This window comes from Anabaena azotica FACHB-119 (assembly GCF_014697625.1).
Taxonomy (GTDB): domain Bacteria; phylum Cyanobacteriota; class Cyanobacteriia; order Cyanobacteriales; family Nostocaceae; genus Trichormus; species Trichormus azoticus_A.
In genome coordinates, this window is record NZ_JACJSG010000043.1 from 44,282 (window position 1) to 56,719 (window position 12,438).

The 12,438-nt window shown below is 39.6% G+C and carries 7 protein-coding genes; 1 reads left to right on the top strand and 6 read right to left on the bottom strand.

Going from position 1 to position 12,438, the window contains the following annotated elements; translation table 11 throughout:
* Positions 1–57 precede the first annotated feature (57 nt).
* The gene (locus H6G83_RS25975; protein ID WP_190477361.1) at positions 58–3,069 is read left to right on the top strand and encodes an MFS transporter; all 3,012 of its coding nucleotides are present in this window, start codon (positions 58–60) and stop codon (positions 3,067–3,069) included.
* Here H6G83_RS25975 and H6G83_RS25980 read toward each other — a convergent pair.
* The 6 genes from H6G83_RS25980 to H6G83_RS26005 form a co-directional block, all read right to left on the bottom strand.
* A complete protein-coding gene (locus H6G83_RS25980) occupies positions 3,062–3,709 on the bottom strand; it encodes a flagellar motor protein (RefSeq protein WP_190477363.1) in 648 nt (215 codons plus the stop codon). The genes H6G83_RS25975 and H6G83_RS25980 overlap by 8 nt on opposite strands.
* A 52-nt stretch (positions 3,710–3,761) precedes the next feature.
* Positions 3,762–5,348 (bottom strand): hypothetical protein, encoded by a 1,587-nt coding sequence (locus H6G83_RS25985; RefSeq protein ID WP_190477366.1) that lies wholly within the window; start codon positions 5,346–5,348, stop codon positions 3,762–3,764.
* A gap of 265 nt (positions 5,349–5,613) precedes the next feature.
* A complete protein-coding gene (locus tag H6G83_RS25990; RefSeq protein ID WP_190477368.1) occupies positions 5,614–8,868 on the bottom strand; it encodes a tubulin-like doman-containing protein in 3,255 nt (1,084 codons plus the stop codon).
* 21 nt (positions 8,869–8,889) lie between these two features.
* Positions 8,890–10,032 (bottom strand): VWA domain-containing protein, encoded by a 1,143-nt coding sequence (locus H6G83_RS25995; RefSeq protein ID WP_190477370.1) that lies wholly within the window; start codon positions 10,030–10,032, stop codon positions 8,890–8,892.
* A gap of 259 nt (positions 10,033–10,291) precedes the next feature.
* A complete protein-coding gene (locus tag H6G83_RS26000; protein ID WP_190477372.1) occupies positions 10,292–10,783 on the bottom strand; it encodes a hypothetical protein in 492 nt (163 codons plus the stop codon).
* Between the two features lie 67 nt (positions 10,784–10,850).
* On the bottom strand, positions 10,851–12,362 hold the full coding sequence (locus tag H6G83_RS26005; RefSeq protein ID WP_190477374.1) for a hydroxysqualene dehydroxylase: 1,512 nt from the start codon (positions 12,360–12,362) through the stop codon (positions 10,851–10,853).
* Positions 12,363–12,438 lie beyond the last annotated feature (76 nt).

Sequence of the window (12,438 nt, forward strand, 5' to 3'; positions counted from 1 at the left end):
CTCCTCTGCCCCTCTGCTCCTCTGCCCTCCTGCCTCCTGCTATACCAGAAAGTAAACATGGAATTGAAACATTACTCGTTGGCGGCAAATCCAAGTTGGCTGGCACAACTTTTAAAATGGGTGAATCTACGACCAGAGGAAGGCGAACGGACTTGGATGATGTTTGCCTTCTACACGTTTGTCTCTGTGGGGTTGCGATGGGCGGAGGATAGTACAGTTGCACTATTTTTAGATGAGTATGGTGCTGGGCCGTTACCGTGGATGTATATTGCTAGCGCGGTTATGGGTATGGCGCTGGTGTTTGTCTATTCCTGGCTACAGAAGGTGTTTCCTTTGCGTTGGGTGGTGGTGGCGATCGCACCTTGTATGGTCGCGCCACTGATGTTACTAGTAGTATTACGCTGGGGAATCAATCTCCCCTACTTTTCGGTCGTGGTGGTGTTTTTGCTGCGGCTGTGGGTGGATTCTTTGTATGTAGTCAACGACTTAAATACCTCTATTGTTGCCAATCAATTATTCAATATTCGGGAAATTAAGCGTACCTACCCACTCATCAGTAGTGGTTTATTAATAGCGGATGTGATCAGTGGCTTTAGTTTGCCTTGGTTATTAAGCTTCGCCAGACTCAACCGCGTGATTATGATTGCCTGTGGGGTGATCGTTATGGCTTCGGCGATTCTCTGCTATTTAACTTATCAGTACCGCAGTTCTTTTCCTGATTTGCCACAGCGCCTGATGCCTCAAGAACAAGCTTCTCGGCATCGGCGTATTCAAGCACCACTCAAGCGATATACATTACAGTTATTTGCCTTTGTCGGTCTTTTACAAGTTATTGGTTTATTAGTAGATTTTCAATACCTGCAAGAACTCAAAACTAACTTGGGCGATCGCGAACTAGCCAGCTTTTTGGGTATATTTGGCGGTATTATCGGCTTGTGTGAATTAGGCACTCAGTGGTTTTTCTCCAGCCGACTGATTGAACGCTTTGGGGTTTTCTTTACAGCTGCCCTTTTACCTGCGGCTGTGGGCTTTGTTATGCCTGGGCTAATTGGTTTACTCTATTCCATACCCGCCATCCAATCATCGGCTTTTTTCTGGGGATTGGTAGGGTTGAAGTTCTGTGATGAGTTGCTGCGTTATACCTTCGTTGTCAGTAGTAGCCCGGTCTTATACCAACCGATCCCCGAACGCATTCGTAGTCGGATGCAGGCGTTATCAGGGGGAACGGCGGAAGCGATCGCCACTGGTGCGGCAGGTATCATAATTCTCATTACGATGTATATTTGCGGCTTGTTTGTACCGCCAACCATGCAGAAGTGGGTGTTTGTCGGCGAAACAATGGTAGTAGCTGTAGCTTGCTTGAAGGTAGTATGGTTGTTGCGATCGCGCTACGTTGATTTATTAGTCTTGAGTGCCGAACGCGGCGAACTGAGTGCGGCTAATGTGGGTTTGCGTGCCTTCCAGCAAGGGGTAGTCAAAGCTTTAGAGGAAAAGGGCAATACCGCCGATAAACACTCCTGTATTGAACTTTTAGCCCAAATTGACCCCCAAGGGGCGGCCGATGTTTTAGCACCAATTTTATTTAAGCTACCGTCAGATTTACAACGACATAGTTTAGAGGTGATGCTGACCACTGCACCCACTCCGGCCCATTTGTCGGAAGTGCGTTGGCTGTTAGAACGTCATCCAGATAATATTGATCCCGAAGTTTTTGCCTTAGCATTGCGTTACGTTTGGCTGGCTGATCCCAACCCCAACTTAAGCCAAATCGAAGAATACCTCCACCAACGCCACCATTCCTTAACCCGCGCCACGGCTGCGGCTTTACTGTTGCGTCAGGGAACACCTTTGCAAAAAATCGCCGCCACGAAAACCTTACGCCGGATGTTAACCCATAAGCAAGAACGAGAGCGAGTCAATGGGGTGAAGGCGCTGCGAGAAGTGGTGTATTTACAGGCGTTACGCATTCATATCCCCAACTTGTTACAGGATGAATCTTTACGGGTGCGTTGTGCTGTCTTGGAAATGATTGCGTCTACGCGCATGGAAGAATATTATTCAGCCTTGTTGACAGCACTTTACTACAAGTCAACCCGCGCTACTGCCATGCGGGCTTTAGTGAAGATGGAGAATGAAGCATTAAATATTCTGTTGCAGATAGCGACAAATGCCCATAAACCAGAAGTCTTGCGGATGTATGCTTGGCGCACAATAGCACAAATTTGTACAACAGAAGCAGTAGAAACTTTATGGTTGCAATTGGAATCTTCTTGGGGTACTACTAGACATCATATTCTCCGCAGCTTGTTGAAGATTCAGAAGCAATCAGAAATGTGTAATTTAGTAGATAAGTTTCAGCAGAGTCGGGTAGAAAATCTGATTGAGCAGGAATTACGATTTTTGGGGGAAATTTATGGTGCTTATCTAGATTTACAACCACAATCAATTTTAGAAAATAATCAGACAAATCAAAGAGTGAAAATTTTGCGTGATTTGCTACAGCGTGCTTTGACTGAGATGGAATGGGATATCCGCGAACGGATATTATTATTATTAAAATTACTATATTCCCCAGAACAGATGCAGGCTGCTGCTTTTAATCTCCGGTCTGAGTCGGTGGTGAATTTAGCCAAGGGATTAGAGATATTAGAACATACGGTGAATTTGCCAACAAAATCTTTGTTGTTGAATATTTTAGATAAGCGATCGCACCAAGAAAAGCTTTCTTATCTGTTAGAGGCCAAATTTACAGAATATCAACAGATGTCTGTTAGCGAAAGGTTGCAGAAGATGCTGAGTTTAGCACCTTTTCTTTCTGATTGGTGCTTGGCTTGCTGTTTCCATTTTGCCCAAGCTAGCCGCATTCGCCTGACAATTAACGAAATTTTGTTAGCATTGCGCCATCCTACTGGGTTTGTCAGAGAAGCAGCGATCGCTTATTTAAGTGTAGTTTCCCATCGTGTTCTTTTAGAATTATTGCCCAAATTACAAAAAGATACCCACCCATTAGTAGCCATGCAAATTCAGGAATTGATCAAGAAATATCAATTTACGCCTAAAGCTAATTAACTTGTTTGACTTTTCCTAGCTGCGTGAAGCGAATTTCGATGCGTCGCCTTGTTACGTCTTCTTGACGAGCGATCGCCGCCAGTTCGCCGTTTGGTAAAATCAACTGTGCCGCCGAATAGGCTCGAAAGGACAACTTCGGTAATTTACCCTGTTGTTTCTGTACATCACGTAGTACCTTGACTACCGCCAAAGCCCGCATTAACCCTAAATCAGCGTTAGAACCAGCTCGTAAATTGGCGATCGCTAGTTTACCACTAACCACCTTTTCTAAATTATCGTCTAGATTACTGACTACGTTACCATTGGGTTGCCCGTCAGTATGACCTATTACTTCAACGACGTTAATGTTGTACTGTTTGGTTCTGGTTTCTATCTCTGGAACTATTTTAGTCAGAATGTAATTAAGCATTTTTGGCGGTATTTCTGCGCTACCGGAAGCAAATCGATAAGCACCCTCATCTTGAATAATAATAATTGGCGGTACATCGTTATTCTGCTTTTTTTGGGATAATGATGATGTTATTATAGTTAAAAATAACAACAAAATTACTATCAAGAAAGCATTAGACATTAAATCTGTAAATGCCTGCCAAACATTCAGTTCTTCTTGATAGCTTGTATGCCTTGAGGTGCGACCCATAATATTTTAATATATTTTTGTAAACTCTAAATCTGATATTTTATCACCTATCTTAAAAGGGAATACTATCAGGATCACTTTGATTGTTTGTGCTAACTGGTAAGTTATTAGTAGATTTAAGCTTAGTTAATTCGTTCATGCTTTCAATTAGGCGATCGCCTATTTTTTCATGCTGAATAATCAAAACTCTATTACTATTATGTAATACTTGGATTTGGTTAATTAAAGAAGTCAAATTATCTTGCAAATTTACTGATAAACCTTCAATATGACCTACTAAATTTGTCAAGCCTTGCGTATTATTATTTAATTGTTGACATAGAATTGACAAATTTTGATTGTTTGAATCATTGTGTTGCTGGACAGAATCTAATAATTCCTTGATAGAAATCACCACCGTATTCAAATTTTCAGCTTGAGTTACAACTTTTTGCTCTAATTTATCCAACTTATTAATTGCCTTTGAGTAACTATTAGCCCCTTGCTTAAGTTGAGGTATAATGTCTTGTAAAGCAGTTTGGTTTGCTTGATGTAAATTAAATACTGCCAAAGAACTTTGATTAATGTTATGAATATCTGCTGCTAATTTTGTTAACTCCTGAGTGCAAGATTGCAATTCGTCAAGAATTGTAGCAAAAGACTCGATTGTAGTAGCCAAAATAGCTGTTGACTGGGAAAATCTTGATTGTGTAGTAGCTAAATCTGCTGTAGCTGCTGATAGTTTCTGAGGGAATTGGCTTTTGGCAAAAATATCAGCAGACTCCTTAAATATATGAGCTTTTGCATTGAGTTCACCAATGGTATGTTCAAATTTACTCGCAGCAGTAGATATAGTACCAGCCGCATTATAAAAGCTTTGATATACTTGCTTGGCTAATTCAGTTGCTTCTCTATTTCCTGCTTCAATTTGTTTAGCTACCCTACCCATTGATTGTTCTACCGCATCGCGCACTGTAGAACCAAATCTAGTTAAAAATTCATCTTGCTGGGATACCATTCTTTTAACTATTCTATCGAGGCGAGTATCACCTTTAATTTGTGGTTGATAGATGTTATCTAGGTAATCTTCTAAACAACTAAATAGTCGATATTTAGCAAAACTGGTATTTTTAACCCAATTCCATACTGTTAATGTAGTGCTAAAAAATAATCCTGTTAAACTGGTGACGAAGGCAATACTCATACCTTCTAAGGGTTTATTTAACTCAGTTACTAATTCATTAACATTACTAGCATTTGTTTGATTTATGGCTTGACTAAGCTGTGATAAATTACCTGTAATACCAAGAAAAGTCCCGAACAAACCAAAAGCTAAAAGTAAATTGGGAAGAATGCGACACCAGTAATCAATTTGCTCACAGGTAAGCCCATAAATTTTTTCTTGGCTGTAAACTTGGTCAATTAATGCTGCTGTATTTACATGGTCTAATTGATTACTAGCTTGGTGAAACCTCCGTTCTAATTCTTCTAATATTTTTGGTTGTCTTCCTGATGACTGTTTATTAATTAACCTCCGCACAGCTTTTTCTAGGTTCTCCAAATGTTGATACAGGAAGAAACGTAAAAAAAATGTTGCTATAGATGGTAAAATTACAAGAACAATCGTTGTCAGAATTAAGGGTAATGGTAGAGGTGGCATATAGAGTCTAGGTAGGCTAATTAATGGTATTAAATCAGTTATCAGTTATCAGTTATCAGTTATCAGTTATCAGTTATCAGTTATCAGTTATCAGTTATCAGTTATCAGGCGTATGGTGGGTTATTTAGACTCGCCACCAAAGCCTTCCACTAATTGGTTTAGTGTTTCACATTCGTATTTAAATAGGGGCGGGTTTAACGAACATATCTGTTTTTACCATGAATTACTCAACGAACCCGCCCCTACAACTGTTCACTGTTCACTGTTAAAGAGGATATTTAGCATAGATTATTTGTTTTTCTCGCTCATATTCCGCATCATTAATAATTCCATCTTCTAAATCTTGTTTTAACTGTGTTAATTCTAAGCGTCTTCTGGCTCTATTATCATTGCTCTCAACAGGTTCAATAATTATCTCTTGATTAAGAGTTTTTGTTGCACTTGATGTATCTCTAATGGCTGACAAAGTTGGTTGAGGGAATGTTTGAAATTGCTCTTTCATTTTGCGGCGAAAGCGATTAATTATTCCCTCTTTAGCTGTGGGGTCTGTGCTTGCGGGAGTTCCCACGACTGTAAATTTATAAGGGTAGTTGGGACTATCTTCTGGTAACTCATCTACTACTTGCACAAATTGGCGTAATTTTGGTAGATATTTGTTTTCCCAAAGTTCAGGTTGTGCAGTTATCACAGCAATTTCCTGGTCTAGCAGTTGTTGTAAGGCTTCAGCCATTTCGTTGTGGTTTGCGAGTTCTTCCAAGGCTTGGTTCCACTCTGGACTTAAAGTAGCTGTGTTGTGCTGATCCCAGGAAGAATCGTAATATTGGAACTGCAATTGCTGATTTTGTGGGTTTTCTCTCAGCAAGCCAAACGCCAAACAGGGATAAAAGGTATCTTCTAATTTTTCTAGTGCGATCGCATCCGGTGGGATAATATCTGGATAGGTCTGCTGATAATCGTTATGGAGAAAAGATGTCGCCAAATGTTGTTCACGTAAATATGGGTTTCTCATCTTCTCTAAACTACTAATTAGTCGTAGAGGAAAACCAGCATACTCATTGACAATTAAAATTTCCTCATTGGCTTGCGTGGCTTTTAAGACGCTTGGTTCAATCCCTAATTCTTGAGATAATAAACTTTTAAATTGGCGTACTTCTAATTCATCAGTATCTTTAAAACCGATTAACTTACTACTTTTAGCTGGGTCTTCCCGGAAATAAGGGTCACTTAAATTTAGCCTCAGCAGTGCTTCGGCTTCCTGCATAATTTGTGCTAAACGAGTTGAACGCGCCGCTAAAGGATACTTCTGCATAAAACGCTTAATTACGGAGTTAGCAATATTGGTCACACGAGAAGCAAATAAACTATCAACTTTGAGGTCGATTTCTTTTTGTAGTTGGTCTAGAGTTGCTCTGTCTCCGATAAAACTGGCTAAAGATTGTCCTCTTCCTGTGAGTTCTGTAATTTCCGAACTTGCTAACACTAACTGTCTACGAAAATCCTCTTCAGGTAACATAGTTTGATAACAGCGATCAATATCTTCAACATCAAATATTGCTTCACCGCTCATTTCATCAAAATTTAATTGTCTTAAATCGCTATCTTGCTTTTCGTAGAAGATTTGTAAATTTTCGATTATTCTGCCAAACGCACTTACTTGTGTTGTTCTTTCTTGAACGTGTTTTTGTAGCTCATTTACAATCTTCAGAGCTTCCTGATGGACAATAAAATCAAAGTTATGCTTAATAATTTTTCTGGCTTCTTGAACTAATCTCTTAAGTTCTGTCTGTATTTCACTGTTTTTATCCTTAAATAAACGGAAACTCAGTTGCTTTTCAATATCCTCAACTACTTGCTCATTATCAAACCATTTCTTCTCGATATCCTCTAACCGTTTCATCCCCGCAAAATTGGTAATTAATTCTTGCAAATCCCGTTGATAGTTATTCAATTCATGTTGTAGAGCATCTAAATAATCCCGACTGCTTCTAATGGAAAAACTAGGTTCACTGGGAGTAAGTAATTGACTGAGATAATCATCAATATCAGTCTTGAGTTCTTTGACGATATGAGGACAAGCTTGCAATAATTTTGTTAGCCAAATTCCCCGGATGCTTTCTGTTTCTCCGGGTTGCACTTTGCGAAATTGCTCTTTAAATTCTCTCAATAGCTGTTGTCGAATATTATTCCTATCTTCTTTATTTTTGCAATCGCTGATTACCCTGTCTAATTTATTTGTCCAGCCACTAATATTAGTGATAAAATTTTTATTAGCATCTTCTACTGATGCCGATATTCTCTCAGTTAAACCATCCCTTTTCGCTAAGTCATTATGCCAGCGATATTGAATGAGAAATTGTTCCAGTAACTTGAGAGGATCTGGACTTTGACCTTTACCGTCTAACCAAAATTTTACAAGTGCTGAACTCACACGAGTTAAAGCAATTTCTACGATAGTATCACGGGGGAAATAAATTGCTGCCAATCCAAATGTGAGATAGCGCTGTCCATTAGGACGTGGGTGTTTATCCCATTGAATCATGTGTTGCAAGAAATTATCCCTGTGTCCTTTCATTACAGGCGACAATTCACCAGAAAAATCTAGAGCTATTTTATGAGCAATTACATTGCATAATTTACCTTGCTCAAGAATTTGATATTCTCCCCCTGTTTGATGAGAAACTAAATAAGTGTAATCAAATGGGGGACGCTTTTCTCGAACATATACTAAATTTTGAATGTCGTAACAGACTTCAAATTTTGTCCCTGGGCTACTATAATAATTTAATTCTTTAAGAGCAGCATAAGTATTAGCGCTCATGTTAGGAGTATTGCCATATAATTCAGGACTAATTACTAAATAGCTGACAATTTGAGCGCCTTGTTCACTATAGAGATGTCTGAGGCTGTAAGCAACATCTAAAAACATCCCGCTACCTGTACCACCACATAAAGAACCAATGACAAAAATGTTTAAACCGGGTTCGACGGTGATACCTCTACTTAACATTAATGCTTCATGTCCTCTTGTCAGCCTTTCTGCGGTTTCAATAGCTGTTTTTATCTTTTGATAGTTGTGGAAAAAGGCTAGTCTCCCTACAGGTCTAATTCCTTTTGCGCCTTCTTCTACTGCTTTAATATTGCGTAGTAATTGCGGAGGAAACCATCTACCAATGTGGTCATATGGGCCATAACGGCTATATTCTGGACGTTTTTCTAGTCCGTCTACAAACATTGTCACTTCATTGGAAGACATGGTAGCGCTGACTTTTTCTGCTTCTCGAAAGCGCAGGTCAACACCATGATAGGTACTACCTGTACGAATACCAGCGACTTGTGTTGCAGCTTTGTCAGTATCAATATGCACGAAGCTGACAATTGGGAGATTAGTTAAATCACCATAGCGGTCAACAATTAAGCGGCGAATTCGCATCAAAACATCGCGTCCTGTACCACCTAAACCAATGCAAATTGTGCGATTAATTCCGCGATATCTCTGTTCATTAGCAATTGCTTGAGTCATATAATTATCTCTTAAATGTTGTTATTTTTTTACTTGAATAATTATCTCGTAATCACCTTTACGAGTATCTGGACAATTTAAACGAAAACGAGAATTAGATATGCGAGTACGTGAATTAATTTCTTTACCTTGGTAATAGATAGGGGCTGAATTAGTTGGGACTAAATAAAGGCTTTCCCCTCTACGTTCTAAATATGCTCTGATTTCTACACCGGGACAATCAATGGAATCTACACAAGTAGCATCATATTCACCAATAGCAATGCGTTTCTTATTAGGTAGTCGGCATTTTTTATCTTCTGGTGTGGCTGTGGCTTCAAAGTCTACGATTAAATCCCATGTTTTTCTGAGTCGGAAAACTTTCCAAGCGGTTCCCAAAACAGCCAAGACAAATATGAATAAAACTAAGGTGGGTAGCCATAATTGTTGACGTAAATAGGGATTAACTAAACAAACTTCTTTGTTATTTGGTGCTGGTGTACAAAATTCTTGTACTGTGGGCGCAATATCGACTACAGTGAGTTTATATTGTTTATTGTCTTGGGTGGTAATTGAGCGCGATCGCACCTGCAATGGTAAAGCTGATATCCAAGCTTGTCGCTCTTGACTTTCTGGAGATTGGGCGATGCGAAAAGGACTATCAGCAGGGGTTTCTATCCACACCTGGGAAGTTATCCCCGGTTTTTTGAATAAAGGCGCATCAGTCAGCCAAACAACTGACTGGGGTTTAATTGCTTGCTTTTGTTGTAAACGTTCTTGATTAATTTGCGCCAAACCTTGATAAATAGTTAATTCAGCCCTTTGAATATCTGTACCATAGCGGTTTGGATCTGGGTTGAAAGGTATTTTGGCTAAAACTTTGTCAATGTCTGCTTTACTTCCACTACTAAAATTAACGGGTGTCCCCAATGGATGTACACCCAATTTCACATCACGTAAATCTACATCTTTAGCAAAAGGAACAACGTAAACTAAATCTCCTGGTTTGAGACTATCTTCCACTATCTGACGTAAGCGGATACGACCTTCATCATTCAAGCCTACACTTTCGGTCATATCAATTGCCAAGACGATATCACGTCCGCGACCAACGGCAACCAAATTTAAACCAAGTTTTTGTGTAGCACTAAGCGGTTGTCCGGGGGTAATTGGTGTAGATGTCACAACTAAAGGAACCTATCAGATAATGTATTAAGACTGCATAGATACCTGAAAAATGTAATTTTAATTAGTTTGGTTTGTATAAAAGTGCTAAAATATATTGAGCATAAGTTATACTTTCATTCCCAATTATTTATTCATTACGTAACTATACTTAATTTCATAGATAATAATTTTACGTTTTAATTAGATGGTAATGATAGTAATTAATATAACATGAATTTTACTGGTATAACATAAATGATATAACGCCTCCCACAATTTAAGAAATTCTCAAATGAAAGCTAACAAAATTAGGATAAATATCCATAAAATAGTGATGTTCGACATATATCCCACCACCCTGTTCTAAAAAGCTAATGAATGGTTCGTAAGGATGAGGAAGATTGCTTTCAGGGACGGCGTTGCTTTCCCTGAGAAAACACCAACACAGGTAATTATATATTCCTTGAATCACATAAGTTCTACCGCGCCAAGGTTGTATGCGATCGCAATTGCGTAACTCTTCCAACCATTGCATTATGGAAGGGGGAAGTTCCATATCGGGGTGAATTTGGGTAGCTAGGTTTCCAAAAATATGCTGCTGGTCACTCTGCAAAAACTTAACCCATTCTCTCACCCGCGATAGGAATTGTGACATCAGTTCTGTGAGAGTTTCGTCTTGTTTCCCCTGTCCTAACTGTTCCCATTGGATATTTTGAAGACGAGCGAAACCAAGGTCTAAGTTATAAAATGAGTAGGAATCAATGTCCATAGCAGGGGATAGGGGACAGGGTACAGGTTTTATATCTTAATCTGGCGACGGCTATGGACTTAGCATACTACGGCAACCAGAAATTAGGCAGGATGGATTTACTCAATCCCCGGACTGTTTGGTTGAGCGATCGCGCCACTTGGATATGTGCTTCGTCTGCTTCTACAGGTAAAATCTCAGTAGGCTTACCTCTACCCAAATGGGACACAACTAAATTCGCCGCCTCCAAACCTGTCACATAAGCTTTTTCCTGCGACCAAGAACCGTGACGGTTAACAATCCAATCTCCACTCATAAATACATTAGAAAAACTAGTCTTAGCTGGTAACATATAAGGATAACTACCAGGTGCAAAATGAGTGACTGCTTGTGGTAAACGAACCACGCTACTATCAATTACTTTTGCTTCTCTAAATTCTGGGACGCAGGTTGTTAAATAACGTTGAACGTTAGAGATAATTTCTTGATCACTCCAATTTAAAAACTGATTAGCGTGATAAAAATCAGCTTCAATTACCGTCCCTGGTTCATTTTTATATTCATCATGTAAAGCATTCAAATCAAAGAATGTCCATCCTGTAGTAGCATCAAAACCAAAACAAGCATTAGAAGGACGAGGAATATTAATTTTGCGGTCAAACCAAATTCGGGTCGCTAAAACATCAATTGCCCCTAAATTGTACAAATTCCGAAATTCAGCACGGCTTTGTAAACTAGGACTATTAGCAACAATTTTTTTCATCCCAGTGATACCAACTGCAAAAATTACAGCATCAGCATCAAACACTTCATTACCACAAACTACACCTGTCGCTTGATTATTACTATCAATAATTAAATCGGTAACGCGATGTTTTGGTAATATCTTCGCCCCAGCTTTTTCCATACGTTCCACCCAGGGACGAAATATTTTTTCCCCTACAGTTCCGCGACTCCAAACTACATCAAAATCTGCTTGATGAGCCAAAATAAAAAAGTAAAGCATTCCTAATGTAGCGGCGGCGGAACATTGTTCACCAGGAGCAAATAAACCCACCAATAACATAGGTTCAAAAGCATCTTTATAAAGACGCGCCGACACACCAAAATCTTTGAACAATTCCCGCGCAGTGACACTATCATAACGTCGCCAAGCTGCATCAGAATTATCAAAGTCCACCACAGCGTAAAGTAGAGGTAAGGCGCTGAGACGGTCAATTAAGGGCAGACGTTGAAATTGAGTGTAGATAAAAGTTCCTAAAGGCGTGGGGAGTCTGGGTAAGTCTTGAAAAATGGGTGACTCTACTTCCAACCCCGCAGGCGAATATTGGGCGGAACGAGTCCAGGTAGTAAAGGGATGAATATTTAACTCGTTAATTAGGGCGAAGATATTTCTGTAAGGATACCAAAAACCATGTATCCCAGCTTCTACAGATTTCCCCGCCGTGGTTTGCCAACCAGCCACCAGTCCGCCTGGATAAGGGCCTGCTTCTAGAAGCGTCACATCATAACCTTGCTTTGCTAGATGGTAAGTTGCACCTAACCCCGCCCAACCAGCACCTACAACTACTACCCGTTTTTGTTGTGACCCTTCTGTCATTTTTGCCTCAGTTATCAGTTATCAGTTATCAGTTATCAGTTATCAGTTATCAGTTATCAGTTATCAGTTATCAGTT